The following is a 24,127-nucleotide window of genomic DNA, read 5'->3' on the forward strand; positions in this document are numbered from 1 at the left end:
CACACATTTCGTCTGTTGCTTCTAGCTAAAAATAGGCTTTGCTTGATGTATTTTGAAAAAAACCAGTGTAAGTTTCTGGCAGAAAAGCCGCCTGTTTACTACATCTTTCGGAAGCATAAAATTTTGGTTTTAAGGAGTATTCTCAGTAATTTCGCACCTCTATTAATAAATATTCAATGGCATTAATTGGTAAAATCAAAGAAAAGTCAGGCTGGGCCATAGGCTTTATTGCTATCGCATTAGGCTTGTTTGTGGTAGGTGGAGATATCCTGGGGCCAAACTCCGTTATTCTGGGAAACGATAGCCAGAATGTAGGTGTTATTGCCGGGGAGAAAATCTCAGCCCAGGAATACGGGCAAGAGCTGGAAGTATTGAAAAATAATTATGCAGCGCAGCTTGGCCGACAGCCTTCTGAAGAAGAATTACCCGGCTTACGGGAGCAAGCCTGGAACCGGTTTATTGAAAAAATAGCGTATCAGAAACAATATGAGAAATTAGGTCTGGCTGTTACTGCCGATGAATTAACAGATATGGTGCAGGGAGATAATATTCATCCGGCAATTCAACAGTCTTTTGTTAATCCATCGACTAACCAGTTTGACAAAAACTTAGTAATCCGCTACTTAAAGAGTTTTGATACATTACCTGTTAATGCGCAAGCTGCATGGATAAACTTTGAGAGCCAATTAGGCCCAGAAAGATTGAAAGCAAAGTACGAGAATATGCTCCGTCTTTCTACCTATGTAACTAAAGCAGAAGCCAGAAGAGAATACGAAGATCAGACCACACAAGCCGATGTGCGGTTTTTATATGTACCCTTCTTTAGCATTCCTGACTCTAGCATAAAAATTACGGATGAGCAGTTGCAGCAATATCTGGATAAAAATAAGTCTAAATACAAAGGGGAGAACACCCGCACTATTCAGTATGTAACTTTCCCTATTCTGCCTTCTTCTCAAGACAGTTCTGAATTATACCAGGAAATTAAAGACCTGGCCAAAGGTTTGGCGGCCGCACAAGATGACTCTACTTTTGCCAGAGCGAATACAGATGTACCTGCCAATGCCGGGTATATTACAATGGATCAGGTACCACAAGAATTGCAGGGCGAAATTGCTACGTTTATTAAAGGGGGTATGTATGGCCCATACCGCGAAGGAGATACTTATTCCATTTATAAGTTAACGGATATTAAAGACGACTCAGTGGCCTCTGTACGTGCCAGCCACATTCTTTTCCGGTCCGATAGTACAGCCGCTAGCCAGTCAGAAGCCTTGAAAAAAGCACAGGAAGTACTTGCTCAGATTAAAGCAGGTGCCAGCTTTGAGGAAATGGCCCGTATACATGGAGCAGATGGTACAGCACAACAGGGGGGCGATCTGGGTTGGTATACTCAGGGTGGTGGATTTGTAAAACCTTTTGAAGATGCCCTATTTAACTTTAATGGAACCGGCTTACTGCCTAATCCGGTAAAAACAGAATTTGGGTATCACTTAATTAAAGTTACGCAGCCAAAAACCAGAAGAAAATACAAGTTGGCTACCATTAAAAAACAAATTGCCCCAGGCGAAGCTACCCGTGAAGAAGCGTTCAGAAAAGCCGATGAATTTGCCGGTACTACATCAACCAGCCAGGATTTTATTACCAAAGTAAGCAAAGATGCTACACTGGCATCATTCACTGCTGAAAAACTTCGTCCTGGCGACAATAACGTAAATGCCTTGCCAAATGCCCGTGAAGTTGTAAGATGGGCTTTTAGTGAAGAAACAGAAGTAGGCGATGTTTCACAAGTGTTTGAATTAGATAATCAATATGTAATAGCTACGTTAACTGGCAAAACAGATGAAGGCCAGGTGAATGTAGATAATTACCGCCCTGAATTAACCTCTGCTGTGAGAAATGAGCTAAAAGCACAGCAAATTATGCAGAAGTTAGGCACGCCTACTGGAGACCTGCAAGCTTTAGCTAGCAGTTATGGCGGACAGGCTCAGGTAAACACAGCTCAGGATGTAACCATGAGCAGCAATACTCTACAGAACGTAGGTTTTGATCCGGAAGCAGTAGGCCGCATATTTGGCTTGAAAAAAGGTCAGCGGACACAGCCTTTTGCCGGTGCTAATGGAGTCCTCATTATTGAACTGACTGATCTTACACCTGCTCCAGAAGTTGCCGATTATTCGCAGTATAAGAATCAGGTTACACAAACCATCAGCTCCAGGTCGCCTTATTACATAAACGAAGCCATTAAAGAGAAAGCTGACATCGAAGACAAGCGATACAGATTCTATTAATAGCTAAAGATCATATCAGTAAAAAGAAAGAGCCTGCAATAATGTAGGCTCTTTCTTTTTTTGTTGTGTATATGAAGGTTGTAAGCAGATGAAGTATTTTAAGTAATAAGGCTTAGTCACGGTCCTTCGCTGCATTACTCAAATACAATCATGTAATTCTGTAGCTTATATTCTTTTATAGTTTTTGTATTCTCCAATCCGTACTCCAGTATATTTCTCTACCAGAAATAAAAATCTTTCTCTAGGCGTAAAGCTTCGCCTGATCTTATTAATATCAAATTCCCAGTTTTGCGCGGCTACAATCTCACGCATCAGGTTAGGGTGTGTACCTGTGAATTTTCTTAAATCATCTACCTGATAATAATCAAACTCTTTTGCTTTTACGTTTGCTTCCACCCATTTATCATCGTGCCAGAAGCTATGAAAATATTTCGCCTTTTGTTGCATTAGTTGCGGTGGTCTAACATACGAATAATGATAGACGGGTACTTCTAATTCTTTTACATGCAACTTTATCCCTTTATGTCCGCCTGTGTATGCTTCCATAGAAGGATATTTCCGGAACCCCTGTGAATCTCTGAAAGAGCGAACATTTAATTTACCATTGTTGCGGATTATACGTATTTCTTTCCGGTGCCACCTTCTGGTATTGCCTATGTACTGGTAGCTTCCGAAAAAATTCAAGAATTGTAACAAAAACCCTTCTATTTCGAAATTGTCTTTGTACCTCTGCATAGCCGCATAAAGTGTATCCAGGTCTTTTTCATGAATTACTTCATCTGCCTGTATGTGAAATCCCCAGTCTCCACTAATGCCATCTAAAGCAATGTTTGCTTGCTGGGCAAATATTTTTCCTCCCTCCCGTAAATTTTCATCCCAAACGGTGTCTATAATTTTTATTTTTGGAGACTGTAAGTTCACAATAGCTTCACGGGTACCATCTGTAGAATTGCCTACAGCCATAACAAACTCATCGCAAATGGGCAATATCGACTGAATGGATTGCAAAAAAGGATACCCATACGTAAATCCGTTTCTTATATATGAAAAACCGCTGACTTTCATTGAATGACTTTTAAAACCTTTGCAACTTACAATAAATACAAAACATCTGAAAGCCTAGGTTCTGCAACTAGTTCTAAAAGCTATTTATCCACACGAAATCTATTGGCAATTCATTTGTTTGTAGAGGCTTGCAAGGAAAAAGTAGCTTTTAAAATGGTATACTTATCTATTGTGGCCAGATACTGGTAATTTTTATCACCTTTTATTAGTTCCTCCCACGGCATTAACAACTTATCTTTATCCCTGGCCTCTATAATAATATACTCCCGCTTGTGTTTTTTGCAGAAATCAAAAAAATTGCTGCTACTTTGCCACTTCTTTTTATTTAATAAGAAGAATACCTCGGTGGTTTGCATATCGTAGTTATCTATCTCATTGAATACAAAATACAAAGGAGCCATTATTTTCGTTTGGTGAGGGATAATAGCAGAAATCTTTTGATGAGTAGGTAACAAATATTCTTTTGCAAAGGCCATCTGAATATTCAAGTAGATATTCATGCCAAAATAGAAAATAAGTGAAGCGGTAACCAGCCATCTGACTATAGCCTTTTTTTGTAAATACACCTCTTCAAAGGCGATAACTGAAAGTATAGCCACAAAGGGCATATATAGTAAATAGTATTGTGAAGAAGTATTACGGCTGATAACAGCCAACAGTACAATAAGGGATAATGTGTAATACAAAAGATTTTTATGCTTATCATGTAAAAATCGGAAACTGGTAAGTAAGGCTACCAGTAGACATATAGTCATAGTAGCTTCGGCATAATCCCAGAACAACCGTTTATGTTCATCTACTAACTTGGTAATATAATGCAGCGCTGTAAAATTATCTTCACTTAAGGCAGGATCGTTTCTAAATTGCTTATAGGCATATAAAAGTTCTTCCTGTGATCCAATATCAAAAAAATATAAGCTCAGCCCTAGGATAGAAGCAAAGCTGAATATCAATACCAGTTTAAATTCTTTATTGAACAATAGTATTAAACCACCTGCTCCCATAAATATGACACCGTTTAGGTGTGTAAATGCACATAAACCCGCTAAAAATCCGGCTATAGCTGCATAAGAAAGATTCCGGCTTTGTAAGCTTTTTTCTATCAGGTAAAACGATCCAAACCCAAGGGCAGCTATAATGGGTTCCGGCCGGTATGCATAAAAGTATTCCAGTACAAAATTTTGAGTTAAATAGAAAAGCAGAAAAAATAGCAGGGTAATCGAATACTGAAATACGCGGAATTGCCTCCCATATACATAAAAAAAACAAAGGAGCAACAATGTGTAAAAGATAGAAACAGCCTTTACCGCATATGGTGAAAAACCAAACAAAGCAATAAACACGGACCCATTGATGACATGAAACTTATGTGCTGTATGCAGCTTATTTTCATAATACAATAAACCCTGAAAAACTTCAGTACGTATCTCCCCGAATTTAAGAAACTGAAATGCCTGCTCAGCAAACCAAGCATCATCAAAATAAATAGGCCGGTGGTAAAGAGAAACCATCAGCAGCAGCACTTGAAAAGCCAAAAGCAGGTAAATTATCTTTTTATAGATTGGTTGGGTAAGAAACACGTGGGTAGTTATAGGGAAGTGTATAAATAAGTTAACTATGTAGCCTGCAACAAATTTAATCGCTTGTACAAGCCCTCGGCATTTAGCAGCAACTCTGCATGTGTACCCCGTTCCACAATTTTTCCCTGTTGAATAACCAATATTTCATCGGCATGCTGAATAGTACTTAAGCGGTGGGCAATAATTAAAGACGTACGGTTTTTCATCAGGTTAGCCAGTGCTTCCTGTACGAGTTTTTCAGATTCAGTATCCAGGGCAGAGGTGGCTTCATCCAGGATAAGAATTGGGGGATTTTTAAATACAGCACGGGCAATGCTTAATCGCTGACGCTGCCCGCCAGAGAGCTTTCCGCCTCTATCGCCAATTAAGGTCTGGTACCCATTTTCAGTCTGCATAATAAAATCATGGGCATTGGCAATTTTGGCTGCTTGGATTACGTCTTCTTCTTTTGCATCGTGCTTGCCAAAAGCAATATTGTTAAAGATGGTATCATTAAATAAAATAGATTCTTGAGTAACAATGCCCATATGCTCCCTTAGGCTGTCTAATTGCAAGTCGCGAATATCGATACCATCTAGTAGAATCCTGCCTCCGGTAACATCGTAGAATCTGGGAATAAGATCGGCAATGGTAGATTTTCCACCGCCAGAAGGGCCAACCAAGGCCACAGACTTACCTTTCGGAATAGTAAAGCTGATATTCTGCAATACGGCTGTATCTTTATAAGCAAAAGACACCTGTTGAAAGGTAATGCCTTTCGAAAACTCTTTCATTGGAAGAGCGCCTGGCTTCTCCGTTACTTCTTCTTTTGCGTCTATTAGTTCCAATACCCGTTCGCCAGAGGTAAGGCCCCGTTGTATGCCTGAAAGTAGGGTAGATATTGCTTTTGCTGGGCGTAGCACCTGGGAAAATACGCCTATATATAAAATGAATTCGCTGGCTGTTAATTCTGAATCCTGACGCAGAATAAGATTGCCTCCGTAGAGTAATATTCCACTAACCACCAGAATACCAGTAATCTCAGAAAACGGCGGTGCAAACTCCCGCTTATTAGCCATCCGGAGAATACTGCGACGGTAGAAAAGATTCTCTTTGTGAAAGACGTTTCGTATATAGTCTACCGCGTTAAACGATTTGATAATGCGCATGCCACTTACTGTTTCGTCAATGGTGGTAATTAACCGGCTTAGTGACTCCTGCCCTGCTTTGGCATCTTTCTTCAACGATTTTACAATGGCTGCGATAATTAAACCAGATATGGGGATGACTAGTAAAGTAAATAATGTGAGCTTTACAGAAATAATAAACAGCGTAATGAAATATCCTATCAAAATAAAAGGCTCTTTAAAGAAGGCATCCAGAGAATTAGCCACAGTATTCTCAACTTCCTGCACATCCGTCGTGATCCTGGATAAGATATCTCCTTTCCGTTCGTTGCTCAGGTAGCCCAGGTGCAGTGAAGTAATTTTTGTAAATACGGCCTCGCGAAGTTTTAGCACAGAATACGTACGGGCATCCTGCACAATTCGCTGTCCCAGATAACGGAATATATTCGAAATGATAGTAGCAATCACAATAAATACGGCTACAAACTGTAAGGCAGCAAACTTGCCATTGCTAATAATTATTTGATTGAAATAATAATAGAAAGAATCTCTGAGATAATCGAAAGAGAAGGAAAAAACAGGTTCAGTTGATACAACAACACTCGTGTTGGAAGCAGCTGTTCCAAACAGCACATCCAGTAATGGAATAACTAAGGCAAACTGGAAAATACCAAAAACAACCCCAATCAGCGAAAAGATGAAAAACGGAACTACAAATCTACTTAAAGGACGCGCATAGTTTATCAGCCGCAGGTATGTTTTCATCTATGTATGTTTATACTATCAATCCTAATGCCTGAAAACTAACGTTTCATTTAAGAGCTTCGGGATATTATTTATTAACAAAGCCGCAAAACTACGAAAATGGCTTACTTTGTCCAATGGCTTATTCTGGCAAGTACCGTTTCTGCTGAAAAGGACCGGATACAATGGCAGTTCTGTGATTTGCGGCAATCCTCACACACTTTATCTACTACCAGTACTTCAGCTTTTATTCCCAAGGGTGCCCAGCGGCCAGGATGCATGGGACGAATGGGCGGATAAATCCCCAGAACATACTTACCTAGGGCGGCCGCTATATGTAAAGGCCCCGTACTGCAGGCAACTAAGCCATCCACCTGGCTGATGAAAGTTAGCAGTTGGTCTAAGGAGAGTTTGCCAGTGGCATCGTATACATGCGGCAGGGTTACTATTTCAGGCTGTTGTTGTTTTACTAAAGCTCCTTCGGCTTCGGTACCTGTGATAAACACTTGGTAGTTTTCTGGCGAAAGTTGTTTAGCCAAGGCCAGGTAGTTTTCCATAGGCCATTCCCGGGCACTTCCCTTAGACTTTGGATGCAAAATTAAATTAAACTTTCGTGCTGCTAGCTTGCTTTCGATTTCATTGGGCAAAGAAACCTGTTTGGGATTCATTCCATACAGTGCAGGTATATCTGCCAGCTCCGGAACATAATCAATCCCCAGCGGATGCAGCAATTTAAAATTCAGCTGCGCTTCATGCAGGTCGGAATTTTTACGTCCCAGGTTTATGAGCTTATTGCAGTACAACCAATGAAATGCCCGGTGGCTTGTGCCTACCCGTACCGAAATACCTGCATTCTTTCCTACTTTAGCTATGTCTTTATCTGGAAATACGTGTATAATCGCATCAGCTTTTAGTTGAGATAGCAAGGCAGGCTCTTGTAAAATTTTATCTCTATCCAGAAATTCATCTATATACTGGCTGCTTTCTATTACTGGCCTGGTATAACTCTTGCCAATAAAAAAAATTCTGGCCTGCGGCATTTGCCTTTTCAGAAAACCTGCCAGAGGAAGACTAAGCACTACATCGCCTATATTATCGGTCCGGCTAATCACAATTTGCACATCACTCATGTTATAGTCAATCAAGGCTTTTTTTGCAGGTAATAAAAATTAGTGTATTTAATAAAGTTAGAAAAAGCACTACCTATCGAAATAATTAAGCCTTTCTTTCCGTCTTTAAAACCCTTTTTGAAAAAATAAAATTTAACAAAACTAGTTAACGGATTAAGAACCAGCTGAAAAGCACGAAACTTCTTCCCCTTCCTTTGCAATTCCTCTGCCCCATACTTTCCATATACATTCATTTTGTGAAAATATTGATACAGGGAGGTATAGCTGTAGTGCAATATATCATGTTTCAAGCCATCTACCCGTGCTCCTTCCTTTACAACAATGCCCTCATGTAGGATATTGTTATTAAAATCGCAATGGTGTTTATTAAAAAGCCTGATTACACGCCCAGGATACCATCCCGTATATTTTACCCACTCCCCCATAAAAAAAGTTTTCCGAGGCATATGATAGGCTACCGCCTGTGTATCCGCAAAAGCAAGACTCTTTATTTCCTGTTGTAACTCATCCGACAAAGTTTCGTCCGCATCTATCCAAAGTACCCAGTCATAGTTGGTGTGTTTAACGGCCACACGTTTAGTCTCAGAGTAGCCTAGCCATGTAGAGGTAATTATGGTTACATTTCTAAATTGAGCAGCAAGTTCTAAGGTATTATCCGTACTGCCACTATCCACTAGTATTACTTCGCCTGCCCAGGTTAAGGATCGTAAACAAGCTACAATATTAGCCGATTCATTTTTTGTAATGACAATAGCAGAAATTTCCATCAGAAGAGATCAACAGCTTAAAATTAATAAACAACCGCATAATTTACATGTCTTACCTAACCTTTAGATTAGGTCAATATAACAATTCTAATATATTGATACAATAAAAATCATTGTTGTAACATTTGTGGGTAAGTGGGTAACTCGAAGAGTTATCCATCTTATCCACAAACTAGGCAGCCGGAGAACTACGCGCTAACAAGGCGCTATGGTCCTATGATTCGATTTAGTCCGGCAGCTTTTTGCTGTGAGAAAGTATCATATAGATTTTCGGGTTTCAAGGCCCACTATCAAGGTTTAGATGGATGTCTCACTTACTTCAAAACTTATGAAAAAGCTCTCCTCCACTCCTCTGTATGCTTTCTTTGTAGGTATCGATGTTTCCAAAGAAAGTCTGGACGTATGTCTGATCCGGGTAGCAGATAAACAACTCTGCTATCAGAAATTCAACAATAATATGCAAGGTTTCCAAAAAATGAAGCTTTGGCTAAAACAGTATGGGTGTGAATTAGAATCCGATACACTCGTCTGTTTAGAGCATACAGGTCTTTATACTCGAAAAGTAGTACACTATCTGTTGAGCAGACAAGTAGCAGTCTGGCTGGAAAGTCCACTACAAATTAAGCGTAGTATCGGTCTAGCTCGAGGTAAGGATGATAAAATTGATTCAGAACGGATAGCCAAATATGCTTTTCTGCATCAAGACAAAGCGTCTTTGGTAAATCTAAGCAGTCTGACAATAGAAAAATTAAAAGATTTACAAGCTAATCGCAACCGGCTACTAAAGGCACTAAAAAGTATTAAGACTACCGTTAAAGAATTGATCTCAATAGATGCCGCTTCAGGTAAAACCCTGCAACGGGTGAATAAGGACGCCATACGTGGCTTAGAAAAAAGCTTGGAGCAGGTAGAACAGAAAATGAGTGAGTTTATTGAACAAGATGCAGAACTGAAGAAAAAGTATGAGTTAGTAACCTCCATCAAAGGTGTAGGAAAAGTCCTAGCCATTACCTTGCTTGTCTATACGCAGGGCTTTACTAAAATGGAGGATGGTAGAAAACTGGCTTGTTATTGTGGGGTAGCCCCATTTGAATACAGAAGTGGCACAAGTGTGTTTGGCAAAACTGGGGTATCTAAGTTTGCTAATAAAGAGCTCAAGCGCATTCTCTACCTGGTTTCTATGAGCAGTATTCAATATAATCAGGAATTGAAAACGTATTTTAAACGAAAAGTAGATGAAGGTAAACCTAAGATGTCGGTGTTAAATGCCGTGCAAAATAAGCTTCTACATCAAATCGTAGCCGTAGTGAAGAGAGGTACACCGTATGTGGAGAAATTGGATAAAATATAGCTAAAAACACTTGACTTACTCATAGATTTCGAATAGACAAAATGGCGGGTCAAAAAACAGTTTAGTGTATACTAGCAGTATATTAAACCTTCTATTTAACGATTGAGTTAAATAATTTGCCGTATATAGGTATATTGGAAAAAAATTTAGTATAATATTGTAATATTACTTACATATCATTACCGCTTATGTCAGACGTTCCAGCTCAAAATTATACAGAAAGAGAGAAATATAAGATCTTTGATCAGGAGTTTATGCCCCATATCAACTCCATGTACAACTTTGCTTTCAGGTTGACCATGGACGAAGATGAAGCAAAAGACCTGGTACAAGATACATACTTAAAAGCTTTTCGCTTTATAACTTCCTTCCAAAAAGGAACTAACGCAAAAGCATGGTTGTTCCGGATATTAAAAAACAGCTTCATAAACGATTATCGGAAAAAAAGCAAAGAACCGGCAAAAGTAGATTATCAGGAGGTAGAAACTTTTTATAATTCTGAAGAAGCTGAAGCCGACAATATCACCACCGATCTACGTGTAGATGCAGTGCAGGAAATGATAGGCGACGAAGTAGCCAATGCATTAAACTCGCTGGCGGTAGACTTCCGGACAGTAATTATTCTCTGCGATATAGAAGGATTTACCTACGAGGAAATGGCAAAAATTCTGGATATACCTATTGGTACAGTTAGATCCAGGTTACACAGAGCCCGAAACTTGCTGAAAGAAAAACTCAAAGTCTATGCCAAAAACATGGGCTACAATGAAGATGGAACCAATCATGCAAACGAAGAAGATATATAATATTTAACCGATTCAACCAATATAACATTCACTACTATGTCAACCGATAAAAAGGTGTTTCAAACTCTACCGGTCAAAGAGAAATCCCAGTATCCCCATCAAGATTGTAAAAACCGTCATGAATGTATGAGAGCTATTCAGATGATTCTGGATAACGAAGCAAGTTATGAACAGTTAGAACATTTTAACCAGAATATTGATAAGTGTCTGCCATGCATTGAAAACTACAATTTAGAAGTAACCATCCGTCAGATTTTGTGTGATAAAATCGAAAGAAAAAATGTACCTACTGAAGTAATTGATGCCATTAAAGTAAAAATTAACTCGCCGGTGGCTTAGTTTATTTTGAATATCCAATTATAGGTTGTACAAGCTTTAGCCCATCAACCTGTATTACAAATGTGTCATTCAAAATAATTTTTACATGTCTTTTGTAGGAAAGCTTATTATTTTCTCAGCTCCTTCCGGTTCCGGAAAAACAACGATTGTTAAACACTTACTGGCCACTAATTCAGATCTGGGATTTTCTATTTCGGCCTGCACCCGCGACAAACGGGGCAGAAATGAAGTAAATGGCAAGGATTATTATTTTCTCACACCCGAAGAATTCAAAAAAAAAATAGACAATAATGAATTTGTAGAGTGGGAACAGGTATATGTAGGCGCGTTTTATGGCACCCTTAAATCAGAGATTGAACGCGTTTGGAGCCAGGGAAAACATGTATTGTTTGATGTAGATGTGAAAGGTGGCCTCAGCCTGAAAAAATATTATGGTGACCGTGCGCTGGCTATTTTTGTGAAAGTGCCTTCGCTTGAAATGCTTGAGCAACGCTTAAGAGCCCGCGGCACCGACTCTGATGATAGTATATCTAAACGGCTTTTTAAAGTAAAGTTTGAAATGTCTTTCGAAAACCAGTTTGATGTAACCCTGGTAAATGAAGACCTGGGAACAACTCTATTGAAAGCTCAACAACTAGTGGATGAATTCCTCAGGAAGTAGAGCTGAAACTGAACAATAATCCCTAAATCCCTGAAGAGTATAAAAACACACTCTTCAGGGGTTATTTATATAACGCCTCTCCAAACATGAAGATCGGTTTATTCTTCGGCTCCTTTAATCCAATCCATATCGGGCACTTAATTATTGCCAACATTATGGCGGAGAATGTGGATTTAAATGCTGTCTGGTTTGTTGTTTCTCCGCAAAATCCTTTTAAAAAAAGCAAAACCCTGCTGCATGAGTTCGACCGCCTGGATATGGTAGAAATGGCTATCAGCGACAATCCGAAGCTGAAAGCTATTGATATAGAATTCCATATGCCCAAGCCCAGTTATACCATCGATACATTAACCGTATTGCAGGAGAAACATCCGCAGCATAAATTCCGGCTAATTATAGGGGAGGATAACCTGGATCAGTTTATGCGCTGGAAAAATGCAGATAAAATTTTAGAATATTTTGGCTTGTATGTGTATCCGCGGCCTGGAGCTGTAAAAAATGAACTATTGCATCATCCGAAAGTGACCGTCGTAGAAGCTCCCCTGCTAGACATTTCCGCTACCTATATCCGCAACCGGATACGAGAATACAAATCAGTAAAATACCTGGTGCCCGAAAGAGTGGAACACTATATAGCTCAGAAAAAATTTTATCTATAAACACAGCCAGCATCCATTTTGATCGTAGCGTTTACCCACTCTGGTACAAGAAATGATATATTTACGGAATATTTGATAGCTCCGTAAGCTTTTGCAATCCGTATTATATTCTTTCTTTAAAATTTCATATTTTTATAGCAACGCTTATTTTCTACTCACAAGGCCTAGCTATAATTACTTATGAAGCGACGCAAATTTCTGCAAAATACTGCGCTGACAGGTGCAGGTTTTCTCCTCTATACGTCTGGCATAGCTGCTGATTTCAAAGGTTTGTTGCTTAAGCCAAGTCAGTTTCTGGGTAAACTCAATACACAAAAAGGAAAAACACCTATAAAAACAGCTACCTGGTATGAAGGCAAAGAAATTGGCGATGGCCTGATATATACTTTTGAGAAAGGAGCTCTGGCCAATTTCAAAATGCTTACGGCTGACATGCTGCTGGATGGCAAACACACGACTAACTTTATTTTGTCTCTGCAGGAAGGCGAAAAAGGACCAGCCTTTCAATTACAGTTTAAATTGCTTAACCAATGTTCGGCCCGCATACGGCTACAAACCAGCTGGGTAGACCAGAACAGATGGAAAATGGACAGGGAGGGCGCATGGTTAAATCCTTTATGCCTGGGAGAACGCGTAGATTTACAAAACGTGGACCGTATGCTGCTTACAATTCACCGGAATGGAGGCCGCCCGGCCAGATGGTGTTTAACCGATTTTACGGCAACAAACGATGTAATACCTAAACTTACTAAACTTATTCTGCCAAAAGGGCCTTTGTTAGATGAAATTGGGCAAAGTACCCTGCACGACTGGCCTGAAAAAAGCCGTAACCTGGCTGAAGTATCTGCCAGGTTGGATAAGCAATTAGATTATGCAGATAGGTATGTATGGCCTCAAAATTTTTCAAAATGGGGCGGCTGGACAGAAAAACAATTTGACAAAACAGGCTTTTTCACAAAAAAACACGATGGACAACGATGGTGGCTGGTAGATCCGGATGGCTATGCCTTCTGGTCGGCAGGGCTAGACTGCGTGCGGGTAGATACCGAAGCCACTATAGAAGGTTTAGTGCAGGCGTTAAAATGGCTACCAGATCCTGAGAGTTTGTATAAGCCTATATTTTCTGCTGATAATAAAAGTGTAAACTACCTGGCCGCTAACTTTATCCGGACATTTGGACCGGATGAGTGGCACGAGAGCTGGGCAGAAATTGCTTTATCGGAGATGCGGCGGTGTGGATTCAACACAGTAGGTAACTGGTCGGAATGGAAAATTGCCAGCAAAGCAGGTGTACCATATGTCCGTCCGTTGAGCTTTACCCTACCCAACACCAAACGAATATACCGCGATTTTCCGGATGTGTTTCATCCAGATTATCAAAAAGATGCGGATACTTTTGCAGAGCAGTTGAAAGAAACGGTAGACGACCCTGCTTTAATTGGGTATTTTTTGATGAATGAACCTACCTGGGGCTTTTCTTCAGAACTTCCTGCGGTAGGCATGCTTTACAACACACCGGAATGTGAAACCCGCAAAACGCTTGCTCAGTTTTTACAACAGAAATATCAAACCAATGAAGCTTTTTCCCAAGCATGGGGTATAGCGACCACGTTCGAAAGCATTGCGGGCGGTAGCTGGAAAACTAACTTGCCTGATGCTGCACTGAAAGATATGGAAGCCTTTAGCGAACAAATGGTAGACCGGTTTTTCAGTACATTAACAGCTGCCTGTAAAAAAGTAGATGCTAACCATATGAACTTAGGTGCACGTTACCATACAGTGCCGCCAGCCTGGGCACAAAAAGGGATGAAGTACTTCGATGTATTTAGTATGAACTGCTACCGTGAAAAAATTCCTGCTAATGAAGTGAAAGCAATTAATGACGTATTGAACCTACCAGTTATGATTGGAGAGTTTCATTTTGGTGCACTGGATGTAGGATTACCTGCTACCGGAATCGGCCATGTAAAAGACCAGTATGCCCGGGGACAAGCCTATAGAATTTATGTGGAAGATGCTGCCGCTAATCCTTTTTGTGTAGGCACCCATTACTTTACGCAGTACGATCAATCGGCTTTAGGGCGAGGCGATGGGGAAAATTACAATATTGGTTTCCTGGATGTGTGTAACAGGCCTTATGAACCTTTGGTAAGGGCTGCCCGAGAAACACATGAACGGATATATACCGTAGCCAATGGTCAAACGCCTGCCTATAATGAGTCGTTGGAATATTATCCAAAATTGTTTTAGTTCCGTATAAACCCTAGCATAGGGTGATGCACTCCTACAGTTCCTTAACAGTTGAAAGAAAAGTATACAATACCTTCCCATAGTAGCAGAGAATATACAGAAATATTCGATCAGACTGAATCAGGATTTGTTGCCGTATTGGAGTTTCTCACCGGAACATACTACATTCACAGAGAAATAAAATAATTTACCAAAATCCGGTGAATGAGATTAATTTTAATTTAAAAGCTAATTCTCAATGATTGACAAGCCCAGCTCTTTATCCTTTTCCAGTAATGAAGAAGAAATCATTTATTTACGCCAGAAAATAAAAGAATTGGAGTCGAGTTTGCATCATCAGCAATCTACTTTACAAGCACTTTATACATTAGCCAACCAAGCATCAGAGTTTATTTTCTGGAAAGATAAAAATTTAACCCTGCTGGGCTACAATACAGCTATTGAGCAATTATATGAAATAACCGGTGAACATACTGTTATAGGTATTTTTGGTAAAATCCCTTCTTTTGTGGCTGATGTCGTAGAAGTCCTCAAATCTGGTATAGCAGCTGAGAATAGATCTGTTCAGGCATTATTTGGGAATAACGAGGTTGTACTGCATTACACAATTTATCCTTTCTTTCTTCTTTCGGGAGAAATAGGCGGCATTATTTGCAAATCATCTACCATACCTCAACTGACAAGAAAAAATTCTCACAACACACCAGCTTCTACAGTTGCTGACCAATTGAAAGAGTTAACACATGCAAATGAGCAGTTAAAGAAAGTAAACACCGACCTGGATAATTTTATTTATACGGCTTCACATGATCTGCGCTCCCCTATTGCTAATCTGGAGGGTTTGGTCACTTTGCTATCCAAGTCTCTTGAGAATAAGCTGGATGCCGAAGAGCAAACCATGTTTAACATGATGCAAAAAGCAGTAAACCGCTTTAAAAGTACCATTAACGACCTTACCCAGATCATCAGCATTGATAAAGACTTTGCAGAAGGCAGCGAAACACTCGATTTCAGTGATCTGGTAGAACACGTACAAACCGATATCGGGCAATTAATTTCGGAATCGAAAGCTACCATTACGCTTGATGCACAGGTGCGCAACATCCATTTTGCCCGCAAAAATCTACGAAGTATTGTGTATAATTTGCTTGTGAACGCGATTAAGTATCGGTCGCCTGAAAGGCAGCTACATATTCATCTGACAACACGCAAAGAGGGACCATATACGATTTTGTCTGTGCAGGATAATGGGTTGGGTATACGGGCCGATCAGAAAGACAAACTTTTTACTATGTTTCACCGGGTTCATACCCATATACAGGGCACGGGAATAGGCTTGTATGTAGTGAAGCGAATTATTGACAATAATAAAGGAAAAATAGAAGTAGAAAGTGAAGTTGGCCGGGGAACTACGTTTCATGTGCACCTGCTCTCAGATGTTAATACTGCCCCCATAGATGCACGTGACTCTTTGAAGAAAAACGCTTAACCACCATTCTACATGTGCTTCACATATAACTTACCAATAAGGCCTCGTTAGTTTAGCTCACTACACTTGTTGTCGAATAGGTATGGGGCTTGTTGTAAGTTCTGAAAAAGCTGTTGATTTTCATCTGGATTACTCCTAATACGGCTTCTTTAAAAATTCCTTTCGACATTTTGGATTGCCCTTTGGTACGGTCCGTAAAAATAATGGGTACTTCAATTATTTTAAAATTGTATTTCCAGACGGTAAACTTCATTTCTATCTGAAAAGCATAGCCTACAAATTTGATCTTATCCAAATCAATCACTTCTAATACATTGCGGTGATAGCATTTGAATCCAGCTGTAGTATCGTAGATAGGCATACCAGTAATAAACTGAACATATTTACTGGCAAAATACGACATCAAAACACGGCTCATAGGCCAGTTTACTACATTTACACCCTGTACATAGCGGGAACCTATAGCTAAATCGTAGCCTTGGATAGAACAGGCCTCATACAACCTTATAAGATCTTCCGGATTGTGTGAAAAGTCAGCATCCATTTCAAAAAGATAGGTGTATCCATTTCTTAAGCCGTACTTAAATCCATGTATATAAGCCGTACCCAATCCTTGTTTACCCGACCGTTCCTCTAAATATACCCGATCCGGAAACTCTACTTGTAGCTCTTTCACTTTCAATGCTGTTCCATCAGGCGAACCATCATCGACAATAAGAACATCGAAGGCTATAGCCAGCGAAAGCACTTTGCGGATAATAGCTTCAATATTCTCTATTTCATTATAAGTGGGTATTACTACTAAGAGGTCTTTCATTGGAATATGTTAAAAGCTACGCGTTTCGTATAGTTTGATGATTTTATAAGTAAACAGTGCAAGTACTTCCAAGCTATATTATTCTTTATCTGTTGTTTTCAGTAGTTGCTCTAGCAAGTCGCATTGTAGCTGATAGCTGTACTTTGTAAGAGCTCTCTGAGAAGCGGTAGTACGTAGCTCTTCCCAAAGCAATTTGTCAGTCATCAATTTCTCAATAGCGGCTGCCAGTGCATCGGGATCTTTAGGAGGCACCAATAAACCTGCCTTGCCGAAATCTAATAATTCTGGAGTACCACCACTGTTTGTTCCAATTACTGGTATACCCGACGCCATAGCCTCTACGGTTACCATTCCGTATGTTTCACCTAAGGAGGAGGCCATAACAAATATATTCAGGGCAGCAAAAGCTACTTCGGTTTGCTCAGTAAATGGCCGGAAATGTACAAATTTTCCTACATTCAATTCTTGCACCAAATTTTGCAGATACTGTGGATATTTTCGTGTATCGCCTCTGCTTTCTTCCCCTACAATTACTACATGTATTTCTTTATTCTTCTTCAGTAGTAAAGGCAATGCTTTTATCAGGTATTCTTGTCCTTTGTCCGGATCAATTCTTCCTAAAATGCCAGCTACAAAAGCATCAGCAGGCAAACCTAGCTGTTTTCTGGCTTCTTCCTTAGTACCCAAATACCCTGCAAACCGTTCTGTATCTGTACCTAATGGAATTACCTTAATTTTTTCGGGAGCCATATATGTTCTTGCCAGCACTTGTTTTGCCAGCAGATGCAGGGGAGTAATCCAGGCATTTAGTTGCCGGTAAATGAATGTTTGCAGCAACCCTTTTTTATTGATACCTACCTCCATTTGCTGCAGATATAGAAGTTTTAATTCTTTTTTGAAAAAAAATTTAGCATAGCTGCATACATAATTGTCCTTTGCAAGAGAAAAAAATATGAATTGTATTTGATGTTGAGTTAACTTCACAGCTAACTGTTTGGCCGCCGCCAGAGAAAGATACGGATATTTTACCTCCAGTATTTCACAGCTAAAGTGATACTCTTGCGCCTTGTTATGATAAGGAGTGCCTGCATGGGTTAATACTAATATGGTATGTCCGCGGTCCTGCATTCTGTGGGCTAAACGGATCATATTCATTTCTAGCCCGCCCCAGCTGGCGGAGGTACATAAAAAAGCAATATTCATATAGACACAAAACTAAAAAAACTTCCCGAGAGGGGAAGTTTTTTGTAAATAGTCGGAAAATAAGCCGATTAATATCTGTACAAGTCGGATTTAAAGGGACCTTCTTGCTCTACACCAATATATTCTGCTTGGTCTGTTGTTAAGCTATCCAATTCTACACCGATTTTTTCCAGGTGCAGGCGGGCTACTTTCTCATCCAGATGTTTAGGTAATGTATAAACTCTGTTTTCGTATCTGTCGCCATTTGTCCAGAGCTCTATTTGCGCCAGCGTCTGGTTAGTAAAGGAATTAGACATAACAAAAGAAGGATGTCCGGTAGCACAACCTAGGTTTACTAAACGGCCTTCCGCTAACACAAGTATTTCTTTGCCATCAATGGTGTATTTATCTACTTGTGGCTTTATTTCAACTTTGGTTTTGCCATAGTTTTTATTCAACCATGCCATATCAATTTCGGTATCGAAGTGTCCGATGTTACACACAATGGCCTTGTCTTTCATCATCCGGAAATGGCGTTCAGTAATAATGTCTTTGTTACCGGTAGCTGTTACGAATATATCGCCAATTTTAGCGGCATTATCCATTTTCAGTACCTGGAAACCTTCCATAGCCGCCTGCAAAGCGCAGATAGGATCTATTTCTGTAACAATTACTCTGGCCCCAGCACCTCTCAGCGACTTGGCAGAACCTTTTCCTACATCGCCAAACCCAGCAACAACAGCCACTTTACCTGCCATCATTACATCTGTAGCACGGCGGATAGCATCTACACACGATTCTTTGCACCCATACAGGTTGTCGAATTTAGACTTGGTAACAGAATCATTCACATTGATAGCAGGCATGGGCAGCGTGCCTTTTTTCATACGCTCGTACAAACGGTGTACCCCGGTAGTGGTCTCTTCGGATAACCCTTTAACACCAGCTACTAACTCAGGATATTTATCTAGAACCATATTGGTAAGGTCACCCCCGTCGTCCAGGATCATGTTCAACGGTTGTCTATCTTCACCAAAAAACAACGTCTGCTCAATACACCAGTTAAACTCTTCTTCGTTCATTCCTTTCCAGGCATATACCGATATACCAGCTGCTGCAATAGCTGCCGCTGCATGGTCTTGGGTGGAGAATATATTGCATGAAGACCAAGTAACCTCTGCTCCCAGTTCAATTAAAGTTTCGATGAGGACGGCTGTCTGAATAGTCATGTGCAAGCAACCGGCAATACGGGCACCTTTTAGCGGTTTAGAAGCACCAAACTCTTTGCGCAGGGCCATTAAACCAGGCATTTCTGCCTCTGCCAGATGGATCTCTTTCCGACCCCATTCAGCTAGAGAAATATCTTTTACTTTGTACTTTACGTGCGTGTCAATCATGGAATTTTAATTTTTTATTAATAGCAAAGGTAAATAATTAGCAGGTAAATATAAAAATATGCACTTATAAATCTGAAAAATAGTGAGTTGAGTAACGTGAAAATAGATAACTGTAAGCAATAGATTATGTTTGCCGACAGGGCAGATTTTAAAAAATTAATTATAAAAACTCTATTTCTTTAAAGGAAAAGCGGTGAATCTCTCCCTCTACATCTAATAGAAGCCTGCCTATTTCGTCTATACCTATAATTGTGCCCTCAAAAATACGATCTGACTTGAATGTTCGTTTTTTTTGGTAGAAATATAAATTTTTCAGGTAATTATTTTGTATATAAGATAAGTCCCTTGCTTTTAATTTTAAGTAGAATTGTTCGAGTGAAGTAAGCAGCTGCGGCAACAATTTTTCCAGGTTGTATTCGACTCTACTTATAAGTTTCATAGAAGTTGCTTTGGGCTCGGAAAACTGTTGTTGGTTTATGTTTAGACCAATACCAATAACAGCTTCTTGGAGGCGGTTGTTTTTGATAACACTTTCTATCAATATTCCACCTAATTTTTTGTGGCCGAAATATAAATCATTAGGCCACTTAATATGTATATCTTCCGGAAGATATTGAGAAAGAAAGGAGTAGCAAGCAGTAGAAACAGCCATATTTAACTGGAAATGCTCAGATGCCTGCAAAAATGAAGGCTTGAGAATAACTGAAAAAGTAAGGTTTTTTCCAGGTTCTGCCTCCCAGGAATTCCCCCGCTGACCCCGGCCAGCTGTCTGGTTGCTTGTAACAACCGTAGTGCCTTCTGTCACGTTTGTATCTCTGGATAAAGAGGTAGCAATGTCATTGGTAGAATGACAGCTTGGCAGATAAACGATATTTCTACCGACAAATAAAGTATTGGGCGGAATATTGTACAAGTATTTTTTTATTTTTGTAAAATAAGTGCAACTTAACAAAACATAATGGCAATAACCAAAGAGCTAATACATATGCAGAGTGTAGACTCTGATAAATTAACTGAACTGATAGTAAAAGGAATGCAGGAGAAAAAAGCAGTAGACATTGTAATCCTGAACCTAAAACATATTAAGAATGCCGTAGCAGATTATTTTATTATCTGTTCCGGTAATTCAGACACTCAAGTAGATGCTATAACTGATTCGGTAGAAGAGGAAATATATAAAGCTAGTCAGCAGAACCCCTGGCATAAAGAAGGCAAAGAGCATAAAGAATGGATTTTGCTGGATTATGTAGATGTAGTAGCACATGTGTTTAAAAAAGATCGCCGTGCTTTTTATGCATTAGAAGAATTGTGGGGAGATGCCATTATTACGCATGTAGATGACACTCAGCGGGTGTAGAAATAGTGGATAACAGAAACATTGCATGAAATTTTTCTGTTATCATTGTTCAGGATAATGTAGTTAGAATTTTCATTTGATTTATAAATAAACGATGTCGGAAAACAACAGTAGTAAAAACAACAAAAAGAAGCTTCTTCCAAAGCCGCCCCAAAGACCCGGTTACCAGGTTTGGTTGATTGCCGGATTGCTCATACTGATCTTAGGGGTTACGTACTTTAACAGAAGCACTTCTACTATCGAGATCACACAGAAGAGGTTTGAGAACATGCTCAAGAGCAACGATGTAGAAGAAATAGCTATTATTAATGAAAAAGCAGTAGAAGTTACTTTAAAACGGGAAGCCGTCGAGAATGCCAAATACAAAGAAGAATTAGCTAGCCGTGGACCATTTTCTGTATACCAGGGACCCCATTACCGGTTTTCTATCATCTCTGCCGAATCCTTTAAAAATGATTTTGATGCCATTCAGAAAAATTTACCTGAGGAGGAAAGAATCGGGTATAAAGTAGAACAACGTTCAGATATTTATAGCTTCTTGCTCAACTGGGGCATTCTCATTTTAATGTTCTTTGGCTTGTGGTTATTGATGCGCCGCGTCACTACAGGCGGACCAGGGGGACAAATTTTCAATATTGGCAAATCCAAAGCGGCATTGTTTGATGCTGAGAATAAAGTAAAAATCACATTCAATGATGTAGCCGGATTGGATGAGGCAAAATACGAAATTCAGGAGATTGTTGAGTTTCTAAAGAACCCTTCTAAATTCACTAACCTGGGTGGTAAAATTCCGAAAGGTGCTTTGCTGGTAGGTTCGCCAGGTACTGGTAAAACATTATTAGCTAAAGCCGTGGCTGGAGAAGCTGGCGTTCCATTCTTCTCTTTATCCGGTTCTGACTTTGTGGAGATGTTTGTGGGGGTAGGAGCTGCCCGTGTAAGAGATTTGTTCAAGCAAGCAAAAGAAAAAGCACCTTGTATAGTATTTATTGATGAGATCGATGCTATCGGACGTTCCAGAGGCCGTGGCTCTATGCCAGGTTCGAATGATGAACGTGAAAATACGCTGAACTCCTTGCTGGTGGAAATGGATGGTTTTGCGACTGACTCAGGCGTAATTATTCTGGCTGCTACCAACCGCCCGGATGTACTGGACTCTGCTTTGATGCGCCCAGGCCGTTTCGACCGTCAGATTAGCATCGACAAACCTGATATTGTCGGTAGAGAGGCCATTTTTAAAGTACATTTAAAGCCAATTAAACTAGCTAGCGATGTAGATGCAAAGAAATTAGCGGCGCAAACTCCTGGATTTGCCGGAGCTGAAATTGCTAACGTATGTAATGAAGCTGCCCTGATAGCAGCCCGCCGCAACAAGGTATCTGTAGACATGCAAGATTTCCAGGATGCCGTAGATAGAGTAATTGGCGGTCTGGAGAAAAAGAATAAAATTATACTTCCGGAAGAAAAGAAAACAGTGGCTTACCATGAAGCTGGCCATGCAGTAGCCGGTTGGTTCTTGGAGCATGCTGATCCGTTAGTGAAAGTAAGTATTGTTCCCAGAGGTGTGGCTGCTTTAGGCTATGCTCAATATTTGCCACGTGAACAGTTCTTGTACACAACTGAGCAATTATTTGATGAAATGTGTATGACATTAGGCGGACGTGCGGCAGAAGATATTGTGTTCAACAAAATTTCTACCGGCGCATTGAGTGATCTGGAAAGAATTACAAAAATGGCCTATGGCATGGTAACGATGTATGGAATGAATGACAAAATTGGGAATGTTTCGTTCTACGACTCTAAACAGTCAGAATACAACTTTACTAAGCCTTATTCAGAAGCTACAGCCAAAACAATAGATGAAGAAGTACGCAATATTATCAGTACAGCCTTCGAGCGGACTAAACAGTTGCTGAACGAAAAGCGGCGGGAACTGGAGATTATTGCGCAGGAACTTTTGAAAAAAGAAATTCTGTTTCAATCTGATCTGGAGCGGCTGATTGGTAAACGGCCGTTTAATACCCAAACAACCTATGAGGCATATACCAATGGACGTGCTGCTACTAACTTAGGTAAAGATACTGACAGACTGGCGGAAGAGAATGCAGAGAACATGCCTGCGCCGCCTACGCCTAACCCGACTCCTGAGCAATACATAAAAGGAGATACGGAAGGTCTTAAATAAATAGTATTTTCCATGTAACTTATATAAATACCTGTCAGAGCAAACTATTCTGGCAGGTATTTCCTTTTTAACAGAATTTTGAACATAGAAACAACAGATTATCTGAGGCACGCCTTTGATGTAGTTTACTATTCAATTCAGATATTTTCTGTAATTTTAGTTATCATAACCTTAGCCATTCTTAGTAGTTATTCATTATATGCCATCATCCCAATCCAGAGAAAATATCCTGAATAGAATCAGGGCTGCCCTACAAACGCCTACAGATAAGCATGTACCTAAACCTGATTTCTCGGCTTCTATTTATTCGCAGACTTCAGAAGAACCTTCGATTCTTTTTGCACAAACTTTTATCAAAAATAAAGGTGAATTCTATTTTTGCGAAAATGCCAAACACTTTTTGCAGCAATTACAAGAGGTTATAGCAAAGAAAAACATTACAGAGCTTTATGCCTGGGAAGATCCATTAAAAGAAATCTTGAGCCAAGAAAATATTCCTCATAAAACAGATGACCGTAATTTTACGCGTGTAGAGGCAGGCCTTACTTTATGCGAATGCTTAATTGCCCGTACTGGAGGCGTAATGGTATCTTCCAGGCAACTGGCAGGCAGGCGGCTAACTATTTATCCTCCTGTGCATATGGTGGTTGCCTACACTTCCCAAATTCTTTTAGACATAAAAGACAGTTTACAATTTTTGCAGGAAAAATATCCTGAGAACATACCCTCTATGATTTCTATGATTGCAGGGCCAAGCCGTACAGCGGATATAGAGAAAACCCTTGTTTTGGGAGCACATGGCCCTAAAGAACTTGTACTGTTTCTGGTAGAAGACCAACTGTAACCTCATATACTAATCTGGTTTTGTTTAGTTAAACAGCATCTTTGCACATATAGGGCTAGTTTTCATATAAGGGCTTATATTTGCCTTTATCACTCATTATTACCTAAATT

The 24,127-nt window shown here is 39.9% G+C and carries 20 protein-coding genes; 11 read left to right on the forward strand and 9 right to left on the reverse strand.

Features of this window, described 5'->3' with window-relative positions:
• Positions 1-176: 176 nt before the first annotated feature.
• Entirely contained in the window at positions 177-2,291 is a 2,115-nt protein-coding gene (locus tag Q0590_RS07630; RefSeq protein WP_302036916.1) for a peptidylprolyl isomerase, read from the forward strand.
• A gap of 165 nt (positions 2,292-2,456) precedes the next feature.
• Here Q0590_RS07630 and Q0590_RS07635 read toward each other — a convergent pair whose 3' ends face one another.
• The 5 genes from Q0590_RS07635 to Q0590_RS07655 all read right to left on the reverse strand — a co-directional run bounded on the left by Q0590_RS07635 (position 2,457) and on the right by Q0590_RS07655 (position 8,683).
• The gene (locus tag Q0590_RS07635) at positions 2,457-3,356 is read right to left on the reverse strand and encodes a glycosyltransferase family protein (RefSeq protein ID WP_302036917.1); all 900 of its coding nucleotides are present in this window, start codon (positions 3,354-3,356) and stop codon (positions 2,457-2,459) included.
• Positions 3,357-3,466: 110 nt separating this feature from the next.
• Positions 3,467-4,891 (reverse strand): ArnT family glycosyltransferase, encoded by a 1,425-nt coding sequence (locus Q0590_RS07640; protein WP_302036918.1) that lies wholly within the window; start codon positions 4,889-4,891, stop codon positions 3,467-3,469.
• An 80-nt stretch (positions 4,892-4,971) separates the two neighbouring features.
• Complete coding sequence (locus Q0590_RS07645) at positions 4,972-6,807, reverse strand: ABC transporter ATP-binding protein (protein WP_302036919.1); 1,836 nt, start codon at positions 6,805-6,807, stop codon at positions 4,972-4,974.
• A 104-nt stretch (positions 6,808-6,911) separates the two neighbouring features.
• Positions 6,912-7,931, reverse strand: coding sequence for a glycosyltransferase family 9 protein (locus tag Q0590_RS07650; RefSeq protein WP_302036920.1), 1,020 nt, complete (start codon positions 7,929-7,931; stop codon positions 6,912-6,914).
• A complete protein-coding gene (locus Q0590_RS07655) occupies positions 7,928-8,683 on the reverse strand; it encodes a glycosyltransferase family 2 protein (protein ID WP_302036921.1) in 756 nt (251 codons plus the stop codon). The genes Q0590_RS07650 and Q0590_RS07655 overlap by 4 nt, the downstream gene beginning before the upstream one ends.
• A gap of 328 nt (positions 8,684-9,011) precedes the next feature.
• Between Q0590_RS07655 and Q0590_RS07660 the strand changes: the two genes are divergently transcribed.
• From Q0590_RS07660 to Q0590_RS07690, 7 genes are all read left to right on the forward strand, one after another.
• Entirely contained in the window at positions 9,012-10,034 is a 1,023-nt protein-coding gene (locus tag Q0590_RS07660; protein ID WP_302036922.1) for an IS110 family RNA-guided transposase, read from the forward strand.
• Between the two features lie 188 nt (positions 10,035-10,222).
• Positions 10,223-10,840: a sigma-70 family RNA polymerase sigma factor gene (locus Q0590_RS07665; protein ID WP_302036923.1), complete on the forward strand. Its 618-nt coding sequence runs from the start codon at positions 10,223-10,225 to the stop codon at positions 10,838-10,840.
• A gap of 126 nt (positions 10,841-10,966) precedes the next feature.
• Entirely contained in the window at positions 10,967-11,179 is a 213-nt protein-coding gene (locus tag Q0590_RS07670) for a phosphohydrolase (protein ID WP_302036924.1), read from the forward strand.
• 85 nt (positions 11,180-11,264) lie between these two features.
• Positions 11,265-11,840, forward strand: a complete 576-nt coding sequence (gene gmk, locus Q0590_RS07675) for a guanylate kinase (protein ID WP_302036925.1) — start codon at positions 11,265-11,267, stop codon at positions 11,838-11,840.
• 86 nt (positions 11,841-11,926) lie between these two features.
• Positions 11,927-12,499 (forward strand): nicotinate (nicotinamide) nucleotide adenylyltransferase, encoded by a 573-nt coding sequence (nadD, locus tag Q0590_RS07680; protein ID WP_302036926.1) that lies wholly within the window; start codon positions 11,927-11,929, stop codon positions 12,497-12,499.
• A gap of 180 nt (positions 12,500-12,679) precedes the next feature.
• Positions 12,680-14,749 (forward strand): hypothetical protein, encoded by a 2,070-nt coding sequence (locus Q0590_RS07685; protein ID WP_302036927.1) that lies wholly within the window; start codon positions 12,680-12,682, stop codon positions 14,747-14,749.
• A gap of 238 nt (positions 14,750-14,987) precedes the next feature.
• Positions 14,988-16,238 (forward strand): sensor histidine kinase, encoded by a 1,251-nt coding sequence (locus Q0590_RS07690; RefSeq protein WP_302036928.1) that lies wholly within the window; start codon positions 14,988-14,990, stop codon positions 16,236-16,238.
• Positions 16,239-16,290: 52 nt separating this feature from the next.
• On the opposite strand, the gene Q0590_RS07695 is transcribed toward Q0590_RS07690, so the two are convergent.
• From Q0590_RS07695 to Q0590_RS07710, 4 genes are all read right to left on the reverse strand, one after another.
• Positions 16,291-17,055, reverse strand: a complete 765-nt coding sequence (locus Q0590_RS07695) for a polyprenol monophosphomannose synthase (protein ID WP_302036929.1) — start codon at positions 17,053-17,055, stop codon at positions 16,291-16,293.
• A 78-nt stretch (positions 17,056-17,133) separates the two neighbouring features.
• On the reverse strand, positions 17,134-18,258 hold the full coding sequence (locus Q0590_RS07700; RefSeq protein ID WP_302036930.1) for a glycosyltransferase family 4 protein: 1,125 nt from the start codon (positions 18,256-18,258) through the stop codon (positions 17,134-17,136).
• A 68-nt stretch (positions 18,259-18,326) separates the two neighbouring features.
• Complete coding sequence (gene ahcY / locus Q0590_RS07705; protein ID WP_302036931.1) at positions 18,327-19,634, reverse strand: adenosylhomocysteinase; 1,308 nt, start codon at positions 19,632-19,634, stop codon at positions 18,327-18,329.
• Between the two features lie 160 nt (positions 19,635-19,794).
• Complete coding sequence (locus Q0590_RS07710) at positions 19,795-20,547, reverse strand: biotin--[acetyl-CoA-carboxylase] ligase (RefSeq protein WP_302036932.1); 753 nt, start codon at positions 20,545-20,547, stop codon at positions 19,795-19,797.
• A gap of 72 nt (positions 20,548-20,619) precedes the next feature.
• On the opposite strand from Q0590_RS07710, the gene rsfS reads away from it, so the two are divergent.
• The 3 genes from rsfS (at position 20,620) to Q0590_RS07725 (ending at position 24,017) form a co-directional block, all read left to right on the forward strand.
• On the forward strand, positions 20,620-20,991 hold the full coding sequence (rsfS, locus tag Q0590_RS07715) for a ribosome silencing factor (RefSeq protein ID WP_378410433.1): 372 nt from the start codon (positions 20,620-20,622) through the stop codon (positions 20,989-20,991).
• 94 nt (positions 20,992-21,085) lie between these two features.
• Entirely contained in the window at positions 21,086-23,173 is a 2,088-nt protein-coding gene (gene ftsH, locus Q0590_RS07720) for an ATP-dependent zinc metalloprotease FtsH (RefSeq protein WP_302036934.1), read from the forward strand.
• A 199-nt stretch (positions 23,174-23,372) separates the two neighbouring features.
• On the forward strand, positions 23,373-24,017 hold the full coding sequence (locus Q0590_RS07725) for a LutC/YkgG family protein (protein WP_302036935.1): 645 nt from the start codon (positions 23,373-23,375) through the stop codon (positions 24,015-24,017).
• Positions 24,018-24,127: the final 110 nt, after the last annotated feature.

This window comes from Rhodocytophaga aerolata (assembly GCF_030503435.1).
Taxonomy (GTDB): domain Bacteria; phylum Bacteroidota; class Bacteroidia; order Cytophagales; family 172606-1; genus Rhodocytophaga; species Rhodocytophaga aerolata.

What these genes read in the sequence shown, in the direction of transcription:
- Q0590_RS07630 (WP_302036916.1), top strand. Translation starts at nt 177, where the DNA reads ATGGCATTAATTGGTAAAATCAAAGAAAAGTCAGGCTGGGCCATAGGC.
- Q0590_RS07635 (WP_302036917.1), bottom strand. Translation starts at nt 3,356, where the DNA reads ATGAAAGTCAGCGGTTTTTCATATATAAGAAACGGATTTACGTATGGG.
- Q0590_RS07645 (WP_302036919.1), bottom strand. Translation starts at nt 6,807, where the DNA reads ATGAAAACATACCTGCGGCTGATAAACTATGCGCGTCCTTTAAGTAGA.
- Q0590_RS07655 (WP_302036921.1), bottom strand. Translation starts at nt 8,683, where the DNA reads ATGGAAATTTCTGCTATTGTCATTACAAAAAATGAATCGGCTAATATT.
- Q0590_RS07660 (WP_302036922.1), top strand. Translation starts at nt 9,012, where the DNA reads ATGAAAAAGCTCTCCTCCACTCCTCTGTATGCTTTCTTTGTAGGTATC.
- Q0590_RS07665 (WP_302036923.1), top strand. Translation starts at nt 10,223, where the DNA reads ATGTCAGACGTTCCAGCTCAAAATTATACAGAAAGAGAGAAATATAAG.
- Q0590_RS07670 (WP_302036924.1), top strand. Translation starts at nt 10,967, where the DNA reads ATGAGAGCTATTCAGATGATTCTGGATAACGAAGCAAGTTATGAACAG.
- gmk (WP_302036925.1), top strand. Translation starts at nt 11,265, where the DNA reads ATGTCTTTTGTAGGAAAGCTTATTATTTTCTCAGCTCCTTCCGGTTCC.
- nadD (WP_302036926.1), top strand. Translation starts at nt 11,927, where the DNA reads ATGAAGATCGGTTTATTCTTCGGCTCCTTTAATCCAATCCATATCGGG.
- Q0590_RS07685 (WP_302036927.1), top strand. Translation starts at nt 12,680, where the DNA reads ATGAAGCGACGCAAATTTCTGCAAAATACTGCGCTGACAGGTGCAGGT.
- Q0590_RS07690 (WP_302036928.1), top strand. Translation starts at nt 14,988, where the DNA reads ATGATTGACAAGCCCAGCTCTTTATCCTTTTCCAGTAATGAAGAAGAA.
- Q0590_RS07695 (WP_302036929.1), bottom strand. Translation starts at nt 17,055, where the DNA reads ATGAAAGACCTCTTAGTAGTAATACCCACTTATAATGAAATAGAGAAT.
- Q0590_RS07700 (WP_302036930.1), bottom strand. Translation starts at nt 18,258, where the DNA reads ATGAATATTGCTTTTTTATGTACCTCCGCCAGCTGGGGCGGGCTAGAA.
- ahcY (WP_302036931.1), bottom strand. Translation starts at nt 19,634, where the DNA reads ATGATTGACACGCACGTAAAGTACAAAGTAAAAGATATTTCTCTAGCT.
- rsfS (WP_378410433.1), top strand. Translation starts at nt 20,620, where the DNA reads ATGCAGAGTGTAGACTCTGATAAATTAACTGAACTGATAGTAAAAGGA.
- ftsH (WP_302036934.1), top strand. Translation starts at nt 21,086, where the DNA reads ATGTCGGAAAACAACAGTAGTAAAAACAACAAAAAGAAGCTTCTTCCA.
- Q0590_RS07725 (WP_302036935.1), top strand. Translation starts at nt 23,373, where the DNA reads ATGCCATCATCCCAATCCAGAGAAAATATCCTGAATAGAATCAGGGCT.